Source organism: Persicobacter sp. CCB-QB2, from assembly GCF_001274635.1.
Lineage (GTDB): Bacteria > Bacteroidota > Bacteroidia > Cytophagales > Cyclobacteriaceae > Persicobacter > Persicobacter diffluens.
On the sequence record NZ_LBGV01000001.1, the window covers coordinates 256,809 to 280,724 of the forward strand.

Sequence of the window (23,916 nt, forward strand, 5' to 3'; positions counted from 1 at the left end):
TGTAAATTTATTAGATGGAAATGCATGAAATCATTCGCCACATAGTTATTGATTCAGTTTTGATATTATTTGGCTTGAAAATCAGGACAACTTCTGTCGAAAAACCATTTTAGGCATGGGTTTTAAAAGGATTTATCGGCTTAAAAAATGTATGCTGGGAATATTTATTTAATTTATACCTTGTTCAAGAATAGGTTTATAATTTTCAATTAATCAGAATGGATTTAGATAGCTTTCGAAATTATTGTTTGGCCAAAAAAGGAGTTACTGAAGAATTGCCTTTTGATGATACCACTTTAGTTTTTAAGGTGATGGGGAAAATGTTTGCCCTGTGTAATTTAGAGCAATTTGAAGGCGCAAGCCTGAAATGTGATCCGGAAAGGGCGATTCAATTGAGGGAAGCGTATGAGGAGATTAAGGGAGGGTATCATTTAAATAAAAAACATTGGAATTCAATCAAAGCCAATGGAAGGGTCGGTGATCAATTGTTTATGGAATTAATTGATCATTCTTACGACTTGGTGGTGAGTAAATTGACGAAAAAAGATAAAGAATTATTACAAGGGATGTGATTTATACGTAAAAGAGTAAATCACGACAAACTCTAATTGTTGGGTTGGGTTATTTTTTGTGTTCTTTGAACATTTAATTATCTTGCCCAGAATCTTTCAAGATCTAAAACAGGTGTTTTTTTGCGTTCTTATCAGCATTTAATTCTAATAATGCTTGTGATGCTGGGGTCAATGTCTTGCCGAAAGCAAAATATTTGCCCCGCTTATCATAGTGCATTTATTTTCGATACGCTGGTCGCTGACCAAACCTTCTCTACGATGGACAGAGATGGCAATCCCCTATTTCCTGAAACTAGGGGGCGTAAAACGAAGGGCGGTATTCGTAAATCACCACCGGTTTATGCTTTTTGGCAAAAGAAAGATAAGCCCATGACCATTCCAATGGAGTATAAATATGCCCGTGATCGAAAGGTAGAGGGACCTATGGATGGTGAAATGGATGAGGCTACCTATGCTATGGCTGCGGCAGATACCGTGGAGTTTGGAGAAGTGAATCCGGCGCTTTTTGCGGATACTACCCAGGTGGCTCAACAAAAAGATACGGTCGAGCATCACTTCAATGAAGATCAAATTGTTTATTTAAGGTATTTCCTGGATTATCTTCCAGCCCCAAGGGCACAGGCCCCTACGCAATTGGATGAAAATGGCCAGCCGATGGAGCACATAGAGGGTGGTACTTCTGCTACCAATATTGGAGGCGGAAAGGAGAAAAAGAGCTGGTGGCCATTCGGGAAGAAAAAGAAAAAGGCCAAGGAGAAACAAGAGGAGGTGGATCCTGCCGCCAGTCCGAATCAAGATCAAGGGGTGATGGTTCCTCAGTTAGTAAATGATGATGAGGATGATTTATATGATGATTAAAAAGTGAAAATAACTTATATAAAAAGGCTTTCCGAGGTACATCGTTGAGCCTTTTTTTTGGTTTTTGAGAGTTTTCTGAATTGTTCATCGCTAGATTTAGTAGGTCAGATTAAGTCGTTTATTGTCAGGTTAGTAAGGTTGTGTTAATTATTAATAGCCCGAATTTGGGCAAGCTTGCTTTCTCCTCATTCATCTGTTTCGTAGGGGAAAACTTGAAATAGCGAACTATTCCTTCATTTTTTCCGCCTTACAGCTAAACGAGGATTGAAGTATGAATAATCCGGACTAATATAAAAAAAGGCTGCCTGAGGGATTTCGGGCAGCCTTTTGTCTGTTTTGGAAGGAATTATTCTCCTAATTTTTCGTCAATATAATCAAGTACTTTTTCCATCAGGTGAACCCGATTTTTTCCTCTTACATTGTGTTCATGCATGGGGTAAGTAAAGAAATCTACTTTTACCTCATTGTCTACACAGGCTTTTAGGAAAGCCATGCTGTGTTGAGGAACTACTACAGGGTCGATCGATCCGTGGATGATTAATAAATCTCCCTTCAGGTTTTGGGTTTTGTCTAAAAGTGAAGCTTCAGCAAAACCTTCCGGATTGGTTTCCGGAGTCTGCATATAGCGCTCTGTGTACATTACTTCGTAATATTTCCAGTCCATCACCGGGCCGCCGGCAACACCGACTTTGAAGGTATCCGGTGCTTTCAACATCAAAGAAGTAGTCATGAATCCTCCATAAGACCATCCGTGTATCGCCATTTTGTCGGCATTTACCCATGGTTGGGCTTTTAGCCAATTGACACCTTCGAGTTGGTCGGCAATTTCTTCCGTGCCCAGTTTTTTGTGCGTGGCATGCTTGAAGGTTTTGCCTCTGTTGTGGGAGCCCCTTCCATCCACAGTGAAGACAATGTATCCTTTTTCCGCAGCAGTGTACATCCAGGTGGAGGCGCCGGTGTTATAGCGGTTGGTAATCAGCTGAACCCCCGGGCCATTGTAAGTGTAAACAATCACCGGATATTTTTTATTGGGATCGAAATTACTTGGCTTGATGATTCTGCAGTTTAGTGGAGTGGCTTGGTCAGCAGCAGTGATTTGGAAAAGCTCTGGCTTTGCTACCTGGTATTGCTCCATTGGGTTTTCAGAAGTAAGGATGGTTTTTACGGTTTTACCGGAAGCAGCCAAAATACTTTCCTCACGTGCGATTTCATTGGAGCTGAAAGTGGCCAGGAATTGATTGTTCGCTTTATTATATTTTACAGTATAAACACCGGACTTTGGAGAGATTTTCTTTTGGCCGGTGTTTTTAACATCTGCTACATAAATTTGGCGATCCATACCATAGTTGGCTGTTCCGACCATATTGATTTTTTTACCGCTTTTATCAAATCCTAAAATTTCGGTAATCATCCAGTCTCCTTTGGTTACCTGGTTAAGTAATTCTCCCTTGGTGTTGTAGCGGTACAAATGCTCAAAACCATCTCTTTCACTCACCCATAGGAATTCATTTGGACGATTCGGAACGAATTGTAATGGATAATGCCACTGTCCGTATTTTTCCTCTTTTTCTTCGAATAAAGTTTTATCGAATGCACCATCTGAAAGTTGGTAGCGGTTAAGGGTAATGTGGTTTTGCTCACGGTTCATGATGCCCGCATAGATAAACTTGCCTTCCGGTCCGAAGGTGACATTGGTAATGTATTGGTCCCTAGGGCCGGTCACCTGAGCAAATACGGTTTTCTCCTGCTCTAAATTGTAGATTCCCAATTTTACATGCTCACTTGCTTGTCCGGCCATCGGGTAACGGATCGGCATTTCCTTAGCCGGAAGTGAAGTCACGTCCACCAAAGGGTAAATACTTATCGCAGTTTCATCCTTTTGGTAAAAAGCCAAAGTTTTTCCATCTTCTGACCAATAGGCGCCATTATGAATGCCGAACTCATTTCGGGAAGGTACCTGGCCGCTGACGATCGCCTCATTTTCTTCTGTGGTAACGGCTTTGAAATTATCACCTTGCCAAACATAAAGATTGTTTTCCCGGGTAAATGCGATTGCATCACAGGTTGGGCTGATTTCTAAATTTTCAGCTCCTTCCGGAAGTGAGGCCCACTGGCTTACTTTTTTGTTCGTAGCATCTAGTTTGAAAAACTTCAGCCCTACATGGAAGGCAAGCGTTTGCGGATCAACCCACTTTAATGAAGGCATTGCTTTTAAATTGGCCAAAGCTTCATGTGCCTGTTTGAGCTCCGGAAGGGAGATGATGCTTTGCTCATCATTTTTGCGAACCATCATTAAATGATCCTCTCCATCCAATTTTTCAATCAGGCTGTATTCATTACTTCCTTTTACCCATTGTAATTGCTTACTGTAATCCGGGTAAAGTTTGGAATATACTCCTAAAATGGAGGTTTTCAGATCAAGGGTCTGTTTTTGGGCCCAGCTGCTACTTAGTATAAATACCAAAGCAGGGATCAGCCTCAAGACTTTTTTATTCATAAGGTTCAAAATTTTTTCAAAGCGAAAATAGAACCTTAATAGTAAAGCGCAAAATGATTATCCGGACTTTACTTTGAATTAAATAGGATTAAGCTGAATCCTTTTCTTATCCATCTGCGTGATTTCTTTTTGGTGCTAAGGGAGTTATTCTGAAAAAATAATCTTACATTTGCACTTCGTTCGAGTGAGCGGCCCTGAAAAGGGATTCTTATTAATCAATTGAGTGGCCTGATTGCTCTAGGGTTATTCAGTATTATAGAGCAACATATTATTATGTCAGTAGATCCTAACGATTTTAATTGGGACGAAATCGAAGCTGGTGCAAAAGGCTTTGGTGATGAGTATTCTGCCGATAAGCGTGCAGAGATGGAAGCCATGATCGATGGCACTATGAACGCGGTAACAGAGAAGTCAGTAGTGAAAGCTACTGTAGTTTCTATCTCTGATCGTGACGTAGTATTGAACATTGGTTTTAAATCTGATGGTTTGGTGTCAGCGGCTGAATTCCGTGATACTCCAGAATTGTCAGTAGGTGACGAAGTTGATGTTTTCGTTGAAGAGCAAGAGAATGCTAACGGTCAGTTGGTATTGTCTCGTCGTAAGGCGAAAATCGTTAAAGCATGGGAGCAAATCCAGGGTGCTTTGGCGGAAGACAGCGTTATCGAAGGTGTGGTTAAGCGCCGTACTAAAGGTGGTTTGATCGTTGATATCTATGGTGTAGAGGCTTTCTTGCCAGGATCTCAAATTGACGTTAAGCCAATCCGTGATTTCGACGTTTACGTTGGTAAGAAAATGGAAGTGAAGGTTGTGAAAATCAACCACGCTAACGACAACGTAGTTGTATCTCACAAAGTATTGATCGAGAAAGATCTTGAGAAGCAAAAAGCTGAAATCTTGAACAACCTTGAAAAAGGTCAGATTTTGGAAGGTGTAATCAAGAACATGACCAACTTCGGTGTATTCATCGATTTGGGTGGTGTTGATGGTTTGCTTCACATTACAGATATCTCTTGGGGTCGTATCAACCACCCAGAGGAAGTATTGCAGCTTGACCAAAAGGTTAAGGTTGTAGTATTGGATTTCGACGAAGATAAAAAACGTATTTCTTTGGGTATGAAGCAGTTGACTGCTCATCCATGGGATTCATTGTCTGAGGAGATTCAGGTTGGTTCTAAAGTTAAAGGTAAGATTGTAAACGTAGCTGACTACGGTGCATTCTTGGAGATCATCCCAGGTGTTGAAGGTTTGATTCACGTTTCTGAGATGTCTTGGTCTCAGCACCTACGCAACCCTCAGGACTTCATCAAAATTGGTGATGAGCAAGAGGCTGTTGTATTGACTTTGGATCGCGAAGATCGCAAAATGTCTTTGGGTATCAAGCAATTGTCTGAAGATCCATGGACTAAAGGCGATGTATTGACTAAGTACGCAGTAGGTACTAAGCACCAGGGTGTTGTTCGTAACTTGACTAACTTCGGTCTATTCATCGAGTTGGAAGAGGGTATCGACGGTTTGGTTCACGTATCTGACTTGTCTTGGACTAAGAAAATCAAGCACCCATCTGAGTTCGTTAAAGTTGGTGAGACTTTGGACGTAAAAGTATTGGAGCTTGATGTTGACAATCGTCGTTTGGCTTTAGGTCACAAGCAATTGGAAGAGAATCCATGGGATACTTTCGAGACAATCTTCACTAAAGGTTCTGAGCACGATTGTACAATCTTGAACAAGAATGATAAAGGAGCTGTTCTTGAGTTGCCTTACGGTATCGAAGGATTCGCAACTTCTAAAAACTTGGTGAAAGAAGACGAGACTAACTTGGAAGCAGGTGAAACTGCTAAATTCGTAGTTGTTGAGTTCTCTAAAGACGAGAAGCGTATTGTATTGTCTCACACTGCAACTTTCAAAGAAGTAGCAGCAGAGGCGCCTAAGAAAGCCGCTCCTAGCAAGAAGAAATCTCCAGCAGCCGCTAGCAATGCAAATGTAGAAAAAGACACTATGGGTGACTTGGATGCATTGGCAGCATTGAAGAAAAAGATGGAAGGTGGTAAATAATTAACCATCTGAAAGCTAGAAATATAATAAAAAGGCGCCAGTTTTGGCGCTTTTTTTCTCCTTGAGGGTTTGCATAAAAACAAATGATTACTACCTTTGCATTCCCTTCAGAAAAGGCCTTAGGGGGCGCTTAATGGCCATTTTATTGAAATATTGGATTGATTTAATATCGATTTTTCGCAAAGAAAAATCTTTTCAAAAAAGTGGAATTTCTGCTAGTGAAAAAGAAAAGTTTTCTATCTTTGCACTCCCAATAAAACAAGCGAATACCAAATCGCTTACTTATTCGGGCTCTTAGCTCAGTTGGTTCAGAGCACCTGCCTTACAAGCAGGGGGTCACTGGTTCGAATCCAGTAGGGCCCACATCACAGATGTGAAAGGAATTACAAACGTGTGGTTCCGTAACGAAAAAGAATATTTAGCCTCCATAGCTCAGTTGGTAGAGCAACTGACTTGTAATCAGTAGGTCGTTGGTTCGAGTCCGACTGGAGGCTCACGGTCTCGTGGCCGAGTGGCTAGGCATAGGTCTGCAAAACCTCGTACAGCGGTTCGAATCCGCTCGAGACCTCAACTGTAAACCGATTGGGATGCAGTATCTCCACGCGAAAAGCATTGGGCTTTTCGCACTGGGGCTCTTAGCTCAGTTGGTTCAGAGCACCTGCCTTACAAGCAGGGGGTCACTGGTTCGAATCCAGTAGGGCCCACATCACAAGATGTGAAGGGAATTACAAACGTGTGGTTCCGCGATAAAAAAATCTTTAGCCTCCATAGCTCAGTTGGTAGAGCAACTGACTTGTAATCAGTAGGTCGTTGGTTCGAGTCCGACTGGAGGCTCAATGGTCTCGTGGCCGAGTGGCTAGGCATAGGTCTGCAAAACCTCGTACAGCGGTTCGAATCCGCTCGAGACCTCTCGATAACGTTGAGGAGCGTTACGGGCTCTTAGCTCAGTTGGTTCAGAGCACCTGCCTTACAAGCAGGGGGTCACTGGTTCGAATCCAGTAGGGCCCACATCACAAGATGTGAAGGGAATTACAAACGAGTAATTCTAAATTGAAAAAGTATTTAGCCTCCATAGCTCAGTTGGTAGAGCAACTGACTTGTAATCAGTAGGTCGTTGGTTCGAGTCCGACTGGAGGCTCAATGGTCTCGTGGCCGAGTGGCTAGGCATAGGTCTGCAAAACCTCGTACAGCGGTTCGAATCCGCTCGAGACCTCTCGATAACGTTGAGGAGCGTTACGGGCTCTTAGCTCAGTTGGTTCAGAGCACCTGCCTTACAAGCAGGGGGTCACTGGTTCGAATCCAGTAGGGCCCACAAAGCACAATTCATTTTTGGATTGTGCTTTTTTTATGCTCATTTTTTGGCTTACTGTCCAGGGGTGACAGTATTAACCCGAATTATTCACCGCTAGCTTTAGAGTCCGATACATGAAGTTGTTTGTCAATTTATAACGATTGGGCCTGCTAAATTTCTGATAGCCCAAATTGGGGTAAGTTTGCTTTCTCCTCATTCATCTGCTTCGTTGGGAAAAATTCAAAATAGGAAGCCATTCCTTCATTTTTGCTGCCTTACAGCTAAAGGAGGAGTGAAGCATGAATAATCCGGCTTTAACCACTAAATAGGAGGTCGTCGTGGAAATGGAAAGAGAAGCGATTTTCAAGCTTGGGTGATTTTGTGAAAAATGGCGAACGGGTGTTCGGGCCAAGGATAGAGGCAGAGGCGTAGCCGTTTGTTGGAGCTCTTTTTTTGATAGTAGTTTTTTGGGGGAAGCTGCGGTTTGTTTCTCAAAAAAAAGCGACTGCCGATAGCCTGACACGCTAGCGTGGGGCCCAAAAATAAAAAAGCTACAATACCTGTAGTACTGTAGCTTTTGTGAAATTAGGCGCAAAGCTAATATTTCTATTTTCCGTTGACGTAAGCCAAAAATTCTTTTTTACGGGCTTCCTCTTTGAATTTACCGCTGTAATGTGCCGTAATGGTGCTGGAGGAAGTATCCTTTACTCCGCGGCTGGAAACGCAAAGGTGAGTGGCGTCGATGATTACGGCCACATCTTCCGTTTGTAGCATTTTCTTTAGTTCAGTCGCAATCTGCATGTTCAGTCGCTCTTGTACCTGTGGGCGCTTGGCATAGTACTGAACTATTCTGTTCAATTTGGAGAGCCCGACAACCTTCCCGTTTGGAATATAGGCCACATGGGCTTTGCCGATAATCGGTACAAAGTGATGTTCGCAGTTAGAGTATAGTTCAATGTTTTTCTCTACCAACATTTCCTGATACGCATATTTATTGTCAAACAGCTTGACATCAGGTTTATTGGCAGGGTTTAAGCCACTAAATATTTCCTTCACATACATCTTGGCTACGCGGTGAGGTGTTCCGCTGAGGCTGTCATCTTCAAGGTCCAAACCCAGAATATGCATGATTTCCCTAAAATGTGCTGAGATCTGCTCAATTTTAGCATTATCATCAAGCTCAAAAGCATCGGGGCGAAGAGGGGTGTCTACGGATCCCGGAATATGCTCGTCACCCATCGTTTCGATGGTTTCCCAGTCAAGCTTTTCCTTATGCGGGATATTCGACAAAGTTCCGTTCTGTTTCATACAATGTGATTTTGAGGTCTTGATCGGGTGAAATATGTGGTTTTAGATCATCATATATCACTCGGGCAATATTTTCAGCGGTTGGATTTAAATTTCTAAATGCTTCGGTGTCCAGATTCAAATTTTTATGATCGTACTTATCGAGCACCAACTCTTTGATCATCCGACTAAGTACTTTCATATCAAAAACATAGCCAGTTTTAGGATCTACATCGCCGGTTATTTTAACGATAAGTTCATAATTATGACCATGATAATTCGGGTTATTACACTTTCCGAAGAGCATTTTATTTTCTTCATCACTTAACTCCGGATTATGCAACCGATGCGCAGCATTGAAATGTTCTTTTCGATAAACCGCTGTTTTCATAAATTTTTGATCTAATAGATTGATTGTTGATTGAGATGGTTGCCCGAACCCCCAAAATTAATAATAAAATTTTCAATTTGCACCTGAGCTGGCTACAAAGGCCTCTTTGGCTTATAAAACTTTAAGATATTGCCATTGAAGCCTTTGATAATTGAAACTATTTAATTTCTCCTAACGCTTTTAGGGTATGACTCAGACTATGAATACGAAATTTTCAGATGTGTTGGTTGTCGGGAGCGGGATGGGGAGCTTAACGGCGGCTTGTCTTCTGGCACAAAAAGGCTTAAAAGTCACCATACTTGAACAAAACTGGATTCCCGGCGGCTGCACGACTTCTTATTGGAGAAAGGGCTTTGTCTTTGAAGCTGGGGCGACCACCCTGGTGGGTTTAGATGAAGGAATGCCCTTAAAGGTCTTTTTAGATACCATTGGTCTTCGGATAAATGCCCGGAAGCTTGAACTCCCGATGCGCGTTAAACTTAAAAAAGGGGGTTGGATTAGCCGGTATCAGGATATTGATAAATGGATACAGGAGGCAGAGCGGGTTTTTGGACCTTCCGGTCAAAGAGGCTTTTGGGAGCGGTGTTATGCGTTAAGTCAGTTTGTTTGGCAGCAATCTTCCCGACAGCTTACTTTTCCTCCGGAAAAATGGCAGGATCTTTCCCGGATTGTTCGTCAAATGGATTATTCAAAAATAGGCTTTGGTCGGTTTGTTTTTAGTACAGTTCAGGATCTTTTGGTTGAATTTGGGTTGGCATCGAACCAGGCTTTCTGCGAATTTGTGGATGAGCAATTGATGATTACCGCCCAAAACACCCGGGAGCAGGTGAATGCACTTTTTGGGGCGGCAGCGCTTTGTTATACGAATTACAGTAATTTTTATTTAGATGGCGGAATGAAAAGTTTAGTCGATCCGCTGGTGGCTTATTTGAAAAGTAAGGGTGGGGATTTGTTGTTGAGGAAAGAGGTGCGGAAAATCCGATCCATCAGCGATGGCTATGAAGTACTTACTTCAAAGGAAAAATTTCACTCCAGATTTATAGTGGGGGGGATTCCGGTGAATAATTTGGCAGATATTAGTGAAGGCTTGCTTTCGGAAGAACTTTCCTCTCGTTTGTTTTCTCCTGAGGCATTGAATAGTGCTTTTCAGATGGGGATTGGGTTTAAGACGGATCAGAAATTTAAGGCTTTGCATTTTCAAATTCATTTGAAGGAAAAATTGAGTGGCTTAAGTGCGCAATCTATTTTTGTGAGTTTGAGTCATGAGCAGGATGCTTTACGATCTGATACATCCGGCTGTCGGGTGGCTTCCGTTTCTACACATTTGGCAAAACCTCACCACAATTTCACCCTGGAAAAGACGCAAATTGAGGAGGAAATTGTAGCTCTATTAGAAAAGGAAGGTATTTTTTCTAAAGAGAATATAATTTATCAGCATAGTGCTACTCAGAAAGCCTGGCAAAAATGGACCGGTAGAAAGTGGGGCTTTGTTGGTGGATATCCTCAGTTGAAATCTGTTAAGCCCTGGGCAATGAATGCTGCTAGATGGGATAAGAAAGGGGCTTATTTAGTAGGAGATACCGTTTATCCGGGGCAGGGAATTCCCGGGGTTACCCTTAGTGGGATGATTGCTGCGGAAAAATTATGGAATGATTGGAAAGGGGAAATTGAAAGGAGTGGAATAAAATTGGGGGTAAGTGATGTTTTTCGGTAATTTATTCTGTTAATCCGTTTTTAACTTTTGCTTGCTTTATTGTTTTTGCCCCGACGTTCATTCCCTTTGAATAATTACTATATTTGCCAGTCAATACTAAAAAAACAACACATTGGATTTCGAAGGAATTAAAACAAAATTGATGCAGTATAAAGAGGAAGGGAAAGGAGTTTTTACTTCATCCTCTTTCCAGACGCATAGTATTGTGTTGCTGCACATTTTAAGCCGAATCGACAAATCCATTCCGGTATATTTTATTAATACCGGTTTTCACTTTCCTGAAACTTTGATGTTTCGGGATGAAATTTCGGAGAGATTTGGTTTAAACTTGGTAGACCTGAAGACGCCCGTTTCGATGAGCCGTCAATTAGATCAGGATGGTCGATTTTTTTACGCTTCAGATCCGGATTATTGTTGCTTTTTGAATAAAACAGCTCCTATGCAGAATGTTTTACGGGAATATGATGTCTGGATCAATGGGGTGCGCGGAGATCAAAGTGCAGTACGGAAGGCGATGAAAGTAGAGCAGCCCGCTCCACACGATTCCATTCGTTTTCACCCCATGCTGGACTGGAATGCAAAAATGATCTGGCAGTATCGCAAGGAGTTTGATTTGCCGGAGCATCCGCTGGATTCAAAAGGCTATATGAGTATTGGTTGTGCTCCCTGTACCCGTAAATTGGATCCCGATATGCAAGAACGCGAAGCCAGATGGTACGGGATGAATAAAGTAGAGTGTGGTTTGCACACGGATCTTGTTAAAAAGTAATTTTAGAAATAAGCATTTTTTTATATGAAAATATTGGTAACTGGTGGGGCGGGGTATATCGGTACGGAATTGTCTCGCTTACTTGTTAACCACCCTGAGGTGGATGAGCTCATTGTTTATGATAACCTCAGTAGGGCAAATTATAACTTGTTTTTAGGCAGGCCTACGCCAAACGGTCACAAAATCAAGTTTATTAAAGGGGATATTCTCGACGGAAGAAAGCTTTCCAAAGCTTTGGAAGGTGTAGATGTGGTGTATCATTTTGCCGCTCATGTGTCTACTCCTCTTCAAAATAACGAAGTTTCTACCTTTGAGCAGGTCAACCATTGGGGGACAGCTAATGTGGTGGATGCGGTGGAAGCGTCTGACTCTGTGAAGATGTTTGTTTACCTGAGTAGTGTTTCTGTCTATGGTGATCATACGGATCAAATGCTGACAGAGGAAACGGCTCCTATGCCGAAATCATTATATGCTGTGTCCAAATTTCGTGGAGAGGAACATGTAAACCGATTAAAGGATAAAATTCGAACTTTTATTATCAGAAGCGGGAATGTTTATGGTTACAGTAAAACCATGAGATTCGATGCCGTGATAAACCGGTTCATGTTTGAGTCCCATTATTCCAACCGTATCCAAATTCATGGGGACGGGAAACAGAGAAGAGCGTTTATTCATGTAAGTAATTTGGTGAATGTGCTGTATCAAATGATCCGATCCAAAACTCCTTCAGGTGTTTATAATATGGTGGAGAAAAATTTGCAAGTGCTTGATATCGTTGATGTGTTGAAGGAACTCTATCCTTCTCTCGAGTTTATTTTTGTGAATCAGCATTTATCTCTCAAGGAATTAATGGTTTCCCCTGATTCCAAGCTTTGGGAGTATGTTAAGCCTTTGGAAAACCGACCTTTACAGGAAGAATTGGAAGACTTTAGAAGGGAATTCACAATGTGATAACTTTCTTATTATAAGATGAAAAACACCGCCAAATGCGGTGTTTTTTTTGTTTTTCCGTGTTCAATTATAAAAAATATTCGATATTTGCGCGTAAGAAATTTCTCAGTTGAGTAAGTTTTTTTATATTTTCAACTTAAAATGTCCTCTTTTTTAAAATTAGTTCATTTTTAGATTATCAACCTAATCAGATTTTTTAGAAGGTTACCTTTTTTTGGATCTGTATATAATAATAAGACAACACCCAACATCTTCATATGAAGCAGTATATATTTACGGTAATAGCTGTTATTTTTTTTGCTTTTAACTCATTGGCCCAGTCTCCTGATTGTGGAAATGAGCTCCGGTTAATTAAAGTAACTCCAACTTCGTCAGTAGAAGCTACTGGTAGCATTGAATTGATGGTGACCACCAGTTCAGGCTTTGAAGTGAAACTTCAGAAAATTTCTAAAAATGGTTATGAGACTATTCTTTCCGAAAAAAATTCAGGGAAGAAAAAAGTCTTATTTGATCAATTACAGGGTGGGTGTGAATACAAGGTATTAGCAACATTTAATAATGGGCAATCCCTTCTGTGTAAAAGTCAGGTCATTTTTGTAGAAATGAAGTAATTATGAGGAAGTTTATACTATTTCTTGTTGCCCTAATTTTTTCTTTTGGTTTCAAAGAAGCAAAAGCTCAATTAGTGGTTAGTCATACCGCAATTGACCCTACCTGCTTTGAGGGGAATGACGGGCGTATCATATTGAATGTTGATCAAGGAACAGGTCCCTTCTTATATGAATTATTTTTGGTCTATAATGGAAGTTTATATCCTATAGCCTCATCCAACGTTCCGGTTAGCGATTTCTCATTTGAGTTTAGTAGAGCTGCGGGTAATATTCCTGATGATCCTTTTGTAACCTTGTTAGGTGCAAATGATTATCGCGTAGATATTTCCGATACTTCTATTGGAGGTATTTTTGGAAAGACCAGCAGGTTTATCACTTTAGGAGAACCAGATGAATTAGTTCCAGATTTTTCAGGTACCATAGATAATGTTAATTGTGAGTCACCTTATACTGGCCAGATTCAGGGTGTTAGCGCCATAGGAGGGACTCCTCCTTACAATATTGATTTGTCAGGTCCACAGTCGGATTCTTTTCTAAATATTGGAGAAGGTGTTTCCGTTCAGTTTGAGGATCTTGTCCATGGGAATTACGCTATTACTTTTACAGATGCAAATAATTGTGTTGCGCAATTAACCGATATTGTTGTAGGAGATGGAAGAAATATTAACGTTCCAGTACTGGATGCAGACAATAAAACAGTTTGTTTTGCTGATCCAATTCCAACCTTTACGGCAACTATTGACGCCACCGGAACAGGAATAAATTGGTATTCCGATGCTGCCGGGACTAATTTGATCGCCACGGGGGTTACATTTAATCCAGCGACTGATGGAGGTGCGGGCGCAGTTAATACCTATACATACTATGTGACGCAGGAAAATACAGTCACTGGATGTGAAAGTGATCCGGAGCCTTTTACTTTGGTTATTAATGAGTTGCCAACCTTAACTTTATCAGCTATTTCGGTAGATGCTTGTGATAATTTTGACCTGCAATCCCTAATTACTGATTTTGATGGTGCAAATACTTATGAATATTATTTAGGAGATCCTGATGCTTCAGGGACCTTACTTCCTGGTAGTACCGTTTCAGATTTAGGAACAAATACCTATTATATAAAGGTAGAGAATGGATATTCTTGTACCGTGAAGGAGGCTGTTGAGGTAACCATTGATGAAACTCCAACCGCTGATGCTGGTGACCCCGGGCAGGTGTGTCAGGTAGATATTCCAGGAAATACTTTTGCATTTACAACGTCTTCTTTAACAGGTACTGGAGCTACAGGAAATTGGAGCCATGATGGAAATGGGGCGTTTAATGCTTATGATCCTGCAGATCCTTCTACCGCGGTTTATACATTTGTGCTTGGCGATGAAACTTTAAGTCAAATCACATTTACTTTGACTGTTTCCTCTCCTAATGGGAATTGTGCTCCCGTGACGGATCAGGTTATTGTTCAGATAAATGCAACTCCAATTGTTGACGCGGGAGCTGATCAAACGGTTTGCTCTAATGAGGTAGTGGCTTTGGATGGTTCATTTTCAGGTGGTGCGACCGGGATTACCTGGACCACTTCTGGTGATGGAATTTTTGATGATGTGTCAGATCCAAAGTCAAACTATACGCTTGGGGTGAATGATATTTCATCAGGTTCAGTGACTTTGACGATTACTTCAAATGTTAATGGTAGCTGTGATGCCGTAGAAGATTTTATTAATATTACTATTGATCCCGCTGTTACCACGGCCAATGCCGGCTCAGATGATGTTTCCTGTGATTTTGTTTATCAGTTAAATGGAAATACGCCTGATGCCAGTGCTGGAGAAACGGGAGAGTGGACAGTAGTTCCAACAACCGGTGCTTTTGATAATGCAAATTTACCAAACGCTACTTTCTCCGCGACAGCAGCAGGGACTTATACATTTACTTGGACGATTACAGGTACAGGGGTTTGTCCAGCCACCTCAGATGATGTATCTATAGAAATTTTTGAAGAGTCAGCAGCGAGTCTGGCTTCAGATCAAACCATCTGTGAGGGAGAGACCGCGAATTTAACGGTAAGCCTGACCAATACGATAGGCACTTATACCGTAGTCTTGAATGATGGTACGGCTGATTTAGCAGCGATTACGGGTTATACCTCAGGGGATAATATTCCGTTGAACCCAACAGCCACAACAACCTATACTTTGGTTTCTGTGACAAGTGAATCTAATGCTTGTCCTGCAACTATCGTTGATGCGGTAGCAGTGGTGACGGTGGATGAACCCGTAACTGCAGCGAATGCCGGTTCAGATGATGTTTCCTGTGATTTTGTTTATCAGTTAAATGGAAATATACCTGATGCCAGTGCTGGAGAAACGGGAGAGTGGACAGTAGTTCCAACAACCGGTGCTTTTGATAATGCAAATTTACCAAACGCTACTTTCTCAGCGACAGTAGCAGGGACTTATACCTTCACTTGGACGATTACAGGTACAGGGGTTTGTCCAGCCACCTCAGATGATGTATCTATAGAAATTTTTGAAGAGTCAGCAGCGAGTCTGGCTTCAGATCAAACCATCTGTGAGGGAGAGACTGCTAACTTAACGATAAGCTTGGTCAATGCGATAGGTACTTATACCGTAGTCTTGAATGATGGTACGGCTGATTTAGCAGCAATTACGGGTTATACCTCAGGGGATAATATTCCGTTGAGCCCAACAGCCACAACAACTTATACTTTGGTTTCTGTGACAAGTGAATCTAATGCTTGTCCTGCTACCATCGCAGATGCGGTAGCAGTGGTGACGGTGGATGAACCCGTAACTGCAGCGAATGCCGGCTCAGATGATGTTTCCTGTGATTTTGTTTACCAGTTAAATGGAAATATACCTGATGCCAGTGCTGGAGAAACGGGAGAGTGGACGGTAGTTCCAACAACCGGTGCTTTTGATAATGCAAATTTACCAAACGCTACTTTCTCAGCGACAGTAGCAGGGACTTATACCTTCACTTGGACGATTACAGGTACAGGGGTTTGTCCAGCCACCTCAGATGATGTATCTATAGAAATTTTTGAAGAGTCAGCAGCGAGTCTGGCTTCAGATCAAACCATCTGTGAGGGAGAGACTGCTAACTTGACGGTAAGCTTGGTCAATGCGATAGGTACTTATACCGTAGTCTTGAATGATGGTACGGCTGATTTAGCAGCGATTACGGGTTATACCTCAGGGGATAATATTCCGTTGAGCCCAACAGCGACAACAACTTATACTTTGGTTTCTGTGACAAGTGAATCCAATGCTTGTCCTGCTACCATCGCAGATGCGGTAGCAGTGGTGACGGTGGATGAACCCGTAACTGCAGCGAATGCAGGATCCGATGATACTTCCTGTAGTTTTGTTTACCAGTTAAATGGAAATACGCCTGATGCCAGTGCTGGAGAAACGGGAGAGTGGACAGTAGTTCCAACAACCGGTGCTTTTGATAATGCAAATTTACCAAACGCTACTTTCTCAGCGACAGTAGCAGGGACTTATACCTTCACTTGGACGATTACAGGTACAGGGGTTTGTCCAGCCACCTCAGATGATGTATCTATAGAAATTTTTGAAGAGTCAGCAGCGAGTCTGGCTTCAGATCAAACCATCTGTGAGGGAGAGACTGCTAACTTAACGGTAAGCCTGACCAATACGATAGGCACTTATACCGTAGTCTTGAATGATGGTACGGCTGATTTAGCAGCGATTACGGGTTATACCTCAGGGGATAATATTCCGTTGAACCCAACAGCCACAACAACTTATACTTTGGTTTCTGTGACAAGTGAATCTAATGCTTGTCCTGCTACCATCGCAGATGCGGTAGCAGTGGTGACGGTGGATGAACCCGTAACTGCAGCGAATGCCGGCTCAGATGATGTTTCCTGTGATTTTGTTTACCAGTTAAATGGAAATATACCTGATGCCAGTGCTGGAGAAACGGGAGAGTGGACGGTAGTTCCAACAACCGGTGCTTTTGATAATGCAAATTTACCAAACGCTACTTTCTCAGCGACAGTAGCAGGGACTTATACCTTCACTTGGACGATTACAGGTACAGGGGTTTGTCCAGCCACCTCAGATGATGTATCTATAGAAATTTTTGAAGAGTCAGCAGCGAGTCTGGCTTCAGATCAAACCATCTGTGAGGGAGAGACTGCTAACTTGACGGTAAGCTTGGTCAATGCGATAGGTACTTATACCGTAGTCTTGAATGATGGTACGGCTGATTTAGCAGCGATTACGGGTTATACCTCAGGGGATAATATTCCGTTGAGCCCAACAGCGACAACAACTTATACTTTGGTTTCTGTGACAAGTGAATCCAATGCTTGTCCTGCTACCATCGCAGATGCGGTAGCAGTGGTGACGGTGGATGAACCCGTAACTGCAGCGAATGCAGGATCCGATGATACTTCCTGTAGTTTTGTTTACCAGTTAAATGGAAATACGCCTGATGCCAGTGCTGGAGAAACGGGAGAGTGGACAGTAGTTCCAACAACCGGTGCTTTTGATAATGCAAATTTACCAAACGCTACTTTCTCCGCGACAGCAGCAGGGACTTATACCTTCACTTGGACGATTACAGGTACAGGGGTTTGTCCAGCCACCTCAGATGATGTATCTATAGAAATTTTTGAAGAGTCAGCAGCGAGTCTGGCTTCAGATCAAACCATCTGTGAGGGAGAGACTGCTAACTTAACGGTAAGCTTGGTCAATGCGATAGGTACTTATACCGTAGTCTTGAATGATGGTACGGCTGATTTAGCAGCAATTACGGGTTATACCTCAGGGGATAATATTCCGTTGAACCCAACAGCCACAACAACTTATACTTTGGTTTCTGTGACAAGTGAATCCAATGCTTGTCCTGCTACCATCGCAGATGCGGTAGCAGTGGTGACGGTGGATGAACCCGTAACTGCAGCGAATGCCGGTTCAGATGATGTTTCCTGTGATTTTGTTTACCAGTTAAATGGAAATATACCTGATGCCAGTGCTGGAGAAACGGGAGAGTGGACAGTAGTTCCAACAACCGGTGCTTTTGATAATGCAAATTTACCAAACGCTACTTTCTCAGCGACAGTAGCAGGGACTTATACCTTCACTTGGACGATTACAGGTACAGGGGTTTGTCCAGCCACCTCAGATGATGTATCTATAGAAATTTTTGAAGAGTCAGCAGCGAGTCTGGCTTCAGATCAAACCATCTGTGAGGGAGAGACTGCTAACTTAACGGTAAGCCTGACCAATACGATAGGCACTTATACCGTAGTCTTGAATGATGGTACGGCTGATTTAGCAGCGATTACGGGTTATACCTCAGGGGATAATATTCCGTTGAACCCAACAGCCACAACAACCTATACTTTGGTATCGGTAATCAGTGAATCTAATGCTTGTCCTGCTACCATCGCAGATGCGGTAGCAGTGGTGACGGTGGACGGGTTGATAACTGTCGATGTCGGTGCCGACCAACAAATTTGCGCTACTGATATCGTCACATTGTCTGGAAATATATCTGGCGATTACGATACTTTTGTTTGGTCTACTAATGGAGGCGACGGGGTATTCACTAACGAGAATACTTTGACACCAACTTATACGCCGGGTGTTGGAGATATTGCCAATGGTAGTGTGAACATTATACTCTCCGCAGAAAAGGCGGGTGGAATTTGTGGGATCATTTCTGATGACTTGGATGTGGTAATCAATAATTTAGAGTTCTCGGTAATTGCCAATCAATCAGCATGTGAATCTTTTGATTTGAATAATGCCGTAGATCAGCTAACCTCTGGTGCTAACCTTACTTTTTACGACGGCGATCCAAATGCAGGAGGCAATGTAATTAGCGCAGTAGTTACTGCTGATGGAGCGTATTGGATTGAAGCCACTTTAGGATCTTGTTCGGAATCATTACCGGTGAATGTGGTGATTACACCCTTGACTAATGTGACTTTCAATGTTACTCAGGTTGTAAATCAAAACGATCGAATCGTATTTGCCATTACCTCTGACGGAGTGACCGATTTACATGGAATGCAGTTTTCGGTACAATGGGATGATATGATTTTTGGGAACCCAATGGTGAATAGCTTTAATAGCGCTATTTCACCAGCGATTAACCCAACAACGGATATTGTTTTTGCTCCCGGTAATTTGACTTTTAGCTGGAGTAGTGATGCGGTGAATGCCCAAACCCTCGCTAATGGGGAGGTTTTATTTGAAATTCAATTGGACCGATTAACCTGTGGCGGAACCGGTAATATCGCTATTTCTTCCATCCCAACGGCGATTGAGGTGATAGTTGGAGAGGCTTTGTGCCAGGCGAATGTTTCTACAAACGACTCTGATTTTGGTATTATTGACCCGGTGGTAGTGACCCTTGATAGAAGTCAGGATGAACAAAGCTGTAATGGAAATGATGGAGAGATTGAAGTGTCTGCAACGGGTGGTGATTTGAACTATACCTTCATTTGGTCAGATGATGCCAGCATAACGATTAGCGAAAGAACAGGCTTAGCGCCGGGTTCTTATGAAGTCATTGCCAGAGATGGATTCGGTTGTGAAAGTGCGCCTTTAGAAGTGGTTATTAACCCTTCTACTAATTCTCCAATTTTAACTTTAGAGGAAGTACGAGATGAAACGGTGTGTAATGCAGCAGATGGTTATATTTTATTGAAAGTAGAAAATGGAACCCCTGATTACACCTTCGTTTGGGCAGATGATAACACCATTAATTCTGGAGAACGAAACAATCTGACTCCCGGAGATTATGAGGTTCATGTTACGGATGCAAATGGATGTAATTCAAATACTTTGAATATTACGGTTAATCCATCGGCAGATGGGCCGGTGGTTACTTTTACCAAAACCGATGAGCAAAACTGTAATAGTCATGATGGAACTATTCAGGTTCAGGTATCAGGTGGAACAGCTGATTACACCTATGTTTGGGCAGATGATAATACCATTACCACGGCAGATAGAACAGGGCTAGCGCCTGGGATATATACGGTTACGGTGTCTGATGCTAACGGATGTACAGCAAGTCCAGTAGATATTGAGATTTTACCATCATCTAATCGTCCGGTAGTTTTAGTAGACGATAAAATAGATGAGGGTGGCTGTAATGCCAATGATGGAGAAATTACTTTGTCAACCACTGACGGGACGGCACCATTTACCTACCACTGGGATGATGCTCCATCAGAAACTTCTAACTATAGAAATAACCTTGCCCCTGGTGATTATGTGGTGAGCAGTACCGATGCCACAGGTTGTACAAGTGATGCAATTACCGTGACTATTTTACCTTCTTCTGATCAGCCAATCATTACTTTGGTGGACAGTGAGGATGAAAGCACCTGTAATGCCAATGATGGTAGTATTGAGATTTCGGTTCTTGGTGGTGATGGTAATTATACTTATGCTTGGGAAGATGATGCTACGATCAATCTGCCAATTCGTACAGATCTGGCGCCGGGGACTTATACGGTTACAGTTACAGAGGGTAATGGTTGTGTGAGTGATCCATTTTCAGTTGAAATTCTTGCAGCGCCAAATACACCTTCGGTTCATTTAATTTCAAAAACAGATGAGACGGGCTGTAATTTGAATAACGGTACTATAGAAGTTGAAGGCCTGGGAGGTCTTAGCCCTTATACTTATGTTTGGGCGGATGATGCTTCAGTTACAGCAGCAACAAGAGATAATTTGGCGCCTGGGACTTATGAAGTTTATGTTCAGGATGACAATGGTTGTCAAAGTACTTCCATTGCTATTGAGATCTTACCTTCATCTGATACGCCAACCATTGTATTGGATACTAAAACAGATGAGACAACTTGTGGAGCTAATAACGGAACGATTACCGTTGAAGGTCAGGATGGAACATCACCATACACTTACATTTGGTCAGATGATGCCACTGAAACAGCGGCCAACAGAACTAATCTTGCTCCTGGAATTTATGAAGTTCAGGCAGTGGACGCGGCAGGTTGTACCAGTACCCCAATTTCGATAGAGATTTTGCCTTCTTCAGATACGCCAATGATCAGTTTGGTTGAAAAAATCGATGAGACAGGTTGTAATCTAGGAGATGGAATTATTGAGGTAGCCGGCCAGGGAGGTATCGGAGTGAATTATACCTATAAGTGGTCTGATGATGCCTCGGCAACGGAGGCAAGAAGAACAGGTTTGGCTGTGGGAGAATATACCATTAGCCTTATTGATGAGGCAGGTTGCGAAAGTGAGGCGATTGTTGTTGAAATTCTTCCATCCACCAATACTCCTGTAATTGTATTGGATGACTCAACGGACGAAACCAGCTGTAACCTGAACGATGGGACCATTACGGTTTCCGGTCAGGGCGGAACAGGTAACGGATATGTTTTCAACTGGTCAGATGATGCCTCTATCACGGATGGTAATAGAACAGGATTGGCTCCTGGCGACTATGTCGTTAGCGTTCAGGATGATGCAGGTTGTGAAAGTACCACCATTACCGTGACCATTAATAGAGCGTCAAATGTTCCGACAGTTTCCATTGATGAGGTAATCGATGAGCAATCCTGTAATGCCAATGATGGCGAGATTCGCGTTTCCGGCCAGGGCGGCAGCACAACCGGATACACCTTTATTTGGGAAGATGATGCGACGATTACGGATGGAGAAAGATTAAATCTTGTTCCTGGTGATTACACCGTAAGTGTTCAGGATGCTTCAGGTTGTATTAGTGATGCAGTGATAGTAACGGTGAACCCATCGGGTGATGCACCAACCATCGTTTTGGATACTAAAACCGATGAAACAACTTGTGGAGCTAATAACGGAACGATTACTGTTGAAGGTCAGGATGGAACATCACCATATACTTACATTTGGTCAGATGATGCCACTGAAACGGAGGCTATCAGAACAAACCTTGCTCCTGGAATTTATGAAGTTCAGGCAGTGGACGCGGCAGGTTGTACCAGTACACCGATTTCGATAGAGATTTTACCTTCTTCAGATACGCCAATGATCAGTTTGGTTGAAAAAATCGATGAGACAGGTTGTAATCTAGGAGATGGAACGATTGAGGTTGCTGGCCAGGGAGGTACAGGAGTGAATTATACCTATAAGTGGTCCGATGATGCTTCGGCAACGGAAGCAAGAAGAACTGGTTTGGCCGTGGGAGATTATACCATTAGCCTTATTGATGAGGCAGGTTGCGAAAGTGAAGCGATTGTAGTAGAAATTCTTCCATCCACCAATACTCCTGTAATTGTATTGGACGATGCGACAGACGAAACCAGCTGTAACCTGAACGATGGAACCATCACGGTTTCCGGTCAGGGCGGAACAGGTAACGGATATGTTTTCAACTGGTCAGATGATGCCTCTATTACGGATGGTAATAGAACAGGATTGGCTCCTGGCGATTATACCGTAAGTGTTCAGGATGATGCAGGTTGTGAAAGTAACACCATTACCGTGACCATCAATAGAGCGTCAAATGTTCCGACAGTTTCCATTGATGAGGTAATCGATGAGCAATCTTGTAATGCCAATGATGGCGAGATTCGCGTTTCCGGCCAGGGCGGCAGCACAACCGGATACAACTTTATTTGGGCAGATGATGCAAGCATCACGGTTGGAGAAAGACTAAATTTAGCTCCTGGTGATTACACCGTAAGTGTTCAGGATGCTTCAGGTTGTATTAGTGATGCAGTGATAGTAACGGTGAACCCATCGGGTGATGCACCAACCATTGTATTGGATACTAAAACAGATGAGACAACTTGTGGAGCGAATAACGGAACGATCACCGTTGCAGGTCAGGATGGAACAGCACCATATACTTACATTTGGTCAGATGATGCCACTGAAACGGAGGCTATTAGAACAAACCTTGCTCCGGGAATTTATGAAGTTCAGGCAGTAGACGCGGCAGGTTGTACAAGTACCCCGATTTCGATAGAGATTTTACCATCTTCAGATACGCCAATGATCAGTTTGGTTGAAAAAATCGATGAGACAGGTTGTAATCTAGGAGATGGAACGATTGAGGTTGCAGGCCAGGGTGGTACAGGAGTGAATTATACCTATAAGTGGTCCGATGACGCTTCGGCAACGGAAGCAAGAAGAACCGGTTTGGCCGTGGGAGAATATACCATTAGCCTTATTGATGAAGCAGGTTGTGAAAGTGAAGCGATTGTAGTAGAAATTCTTCCATCCACCAATACTCCTGTAATTGTATTGGACGATGCGACAGACGAAACCAGCTGTAACCTGAACGATGGAACCATCACGGTTTCCGGTCAGGGCGGAACAGGTAACGGATATGTTTTCAACTGGTCAGATGATGCCTCTATTACGGATGGTAATAGAACAGGATTGGCTCCTGGCGATTATACCGTAAGTGTTCAGGATGATGCAGGTTGTGAAAGTATCGCCATTACCGTGACCATTAATAGAGCGGGAGATGTACCGACAGTTTCCATTGATGAGGTAATCGATGAGCAATCTTGTAATGCCAATGATGGCGAGATTCGCGTTTCCGGCCAAGGCGGCAGCACAACCGGATACACCTTTATTTGGGCAGATGATGCGAGCATCACGGTTGGAGAAAGACTAAATTTAGCTCCTGGTGATTACACCGTAAGTGTTCAGGATGCTTCAGGTTGTATTAGTGATGCAGTGATAGTTACGGTGAACCGAGCGGGAGATGTCCCAACGGTAGAGTTGGATAATAAAACAGATGAATCCACCTGTAATGGTAAAGATGGAACGATCACCGTTATCGGTCAGGGCGGAAACGGAAATTATACATTTGCCTGGGCAGACGACGCAAATATTACCATTGGAGAAAGAACGGGATTATCCCGGGAATTTATACGGTAACAGTAACAGATGA

Annotated in this window: 11 protein-coding genes and 10 tRNA genes; 18 read left to right on the plus strand and 3 right to left on the minus strand. The window is 42.6% G+C overall.

The window, feature by feature from the left end; genetic code table 11:
• Window positions 1-218 precede the first annotated feature (218 nt).
• Together NG22_RS01240 and NG22_RS01245 are read left to right on the plus strand one after the other, a co-directional pair.
• The gene (locus NG22_RS01240; protein ID WP_053404043.1) at window positions 219-572 is read left to right on the plus strand and encodes an MmcQ/YjbR family DNA-binding protein; all 354 of its coding nucleotides are present in this window, start codon (window positions 219-221) and stop codon (window positions 570-572) included.
• 159 nt (window positions 573-731) lie between these two features.
• The gene (locus NG22_RS01245; protein WP_172674301.1) at window positions 732-1,430 is read left to right on the plus strand and encodes a hypothetical protein; all 699 of its coding nucleotides are present in this window, start codon (window positions 732-734) and stop codon (window positions 1,428-1,430) included.
• Between the two features lie 346 nt (window positions 1,431-1,776).
• Here NG22_RS01245 and NG22_RS01250 read toward each other — a convergent pair whose 3' ends face one another.
• Complete coding sequence (locus tag NG22_RS01250; protein ID WP_053404045.1) at window positions 1,777-3,927, minus strand: S9 family peptidase; 2,151 nt, start codon at window positions 3,925-3,927, stop codon at window positions 1,777-1,779.
• Window positions 3,928-4,200: 273 nt separating this feature from the next.
• Between NG22_RS01250 and rpsA the strand changes: the two genes are divergently transcribed.
• From rpsA to NG22_RS01305, 11 genes are all read left to right on the plus strand, one after another.
• A complete protein-coding gene (gene rpsA / locus NG22_RS01255) occupies window positions 4,201-5,979 on the plus strand; it encodes a 30S ribosomal protein S1 (protein WP_053406854.1) in 1,779 nt (592 codons plus the stop codon).
• A gap of 288 nt (window positions 5,980-6,267) precedes the next feature.
• A tRNA-Val gene (locus NG22_RS01260) sits at window positions 6,268-6,342 on the plus strand.
• Between the two features lie 58 nt (window positions 6,343-6,400).
• A tRNA-Thr gene (locus tag NG22_RS01265) sits at window positions 6,401-6,473 on the plus strand.
• A 3-nt stretch (window positions 6,474-6,476) separates the two neighbouring features.
• Window positions 6,477-6,547, plus strand: a tRNA-Cys gene (locus tag NG22_RS01270).
• Between the two features lie 61 nt (window positions 6,548-6,608).
• Window positions 6,609-6,683: transfer RNA gene (locus tag NG22_RS01275), tRNA-Val, on the plus strand.
• A 57-nt stretch (window positions 6,684-6,740) separates the two neighbouring features.
• Window positions 6,741-6,813: transfer RNA gene (locus NG22_RS01280), tRNA-Thr, on the plus strand.
• A 4-nt stretch (window positions 6,814-6,817) separates the two neighbouring features.
• Window positions 6,818-6,888 (plus strand) — tRNA-Cys (locus NG22_RS01285).
• A gap of 24 nt (window positions 6,889-6,912) precedes the next feature.
• Window positions 6,913-6,987 (plus strand) — tRNA-Val (locus tag NG22_RS01290).
• A 57-nt stretch (window positions 6,988-7,044) separates the two neighbouring features.
• A tRNA-Thr gene (locus NG22_RS01295) sits at window positions 7,045-7,117 on the plus strand.
• A gap of 4 nt (window positions 7,118-7,121) precedes the next feature.
• Window positions 7,122-7,192: transfer RNA gene (locus NG22_RS01300), tRNA-Cys, on the plus strand.
• Window positions 7,193-7,216: 24 nt separating this feature from the next.
• A tRNA-Val gene (locus tag NG22_RS01305) sits at window positions 7,217-7,291 on the plus strand.
• Window positions 7,292-7,876: 585 nt separating this feature from the next.
• Here NG22_RS01305 and folE read toward each other — a convergent pair.
• Complete coding sequence (folE, locus tag NG22_RS01315) at window positions 7,877-8,578, minus strand: GTP cyclohydrolase I FolE (protein ID WP_053404047.1); 702 nt, start codon at window positions 8,576-8,578, stop codon at window positions 7,877-7,879.
• Window positions 8,541-8,948: a 6-carboxytetrahydropterin synthase gene (locus tag NG22_RS01320; protein ID WP_053404048.1), complete on the minus strand. Its 408-nt coding sequence runs from the start codon at window positions 8,946-8,948 to the stop codon at window positions 8,541-8,543. The genes folE and NG22_RS01320 overlap by 38 nt, the downstream gene beginning before the upstream one ends.
• A gap of 199 nt (window positions 8,949-9,147) precedes the next feature.
• Between NG22_RS01320 and NG22_RS01325 the strand changes: the two genes are divergently transcribed.
• From NG22_RS01325 to NG22_RS01345, 5 genes are all read left to right on the plus strand, one after another.
• Window positions 9,148-10,662: an NAD(P)/FAD-dependent oxidoreductase gene (locus tag NG22_RS01325; RefSeq protein WP_053404049.1), complete on the plus strand. Its 1,515-nt coding sequence runs from the start codon at window positions 9,148-9,150 to the stop codon at window positions 10,660-10,662.
• 142 nt (window positions 10,663-10,804) lie between these two features.
• Complete coding sequence (locus NG22_RS01330; RefSeq protein WP_253275638.1) at window positions 10,805-11,431, plus strand: phosphoadenylyl-sulfate reductase; 627 nt, start codon at window positions 10,805-10,807, stop codon at window positions 11,429-11,431.
• Between the two features lie 24 nt (window positions 11,432-11,455).
• Entirely contained in the window at window positions 11,456-12,382 is a 927-nt protein-coding gene (locus tag NG22_RS01335; RefSeq protein WP_053404051.1) for an NAD(P)-dependent oxidoreductase, read from the plus strand.
• Window positions 12,383-12,639: 257 nt separating this feature from the next.
• Window positions 12,640-12,993: a hypothetical protein gene (locus tag NG22_RS01340; protein WP_157600805.1), complete on the plus strand. Its 354-nt coding sequence runs from the start codon at window positions 12,640-12,642 to the stop codon at window positions 12,991-12,993.
• Window positions 12,994-12,995: 2 nt separating this feature from the next.
• Window positions 12,996-23,903 carry a hypothetical protein gene (locus NG22_RS01345; RefSeq protein ID WP_053404053.1) on the plus strand — a complete coding sequence of 3,636 codons (10,908 nt, stop codon included), beginning with the start codon at window positions 12,996-12,998 and terminating at the stop codon, window positions 23,901-23,903.
• Window positions 23,904-23,916 lie beyond the last annotated feature (13 nt).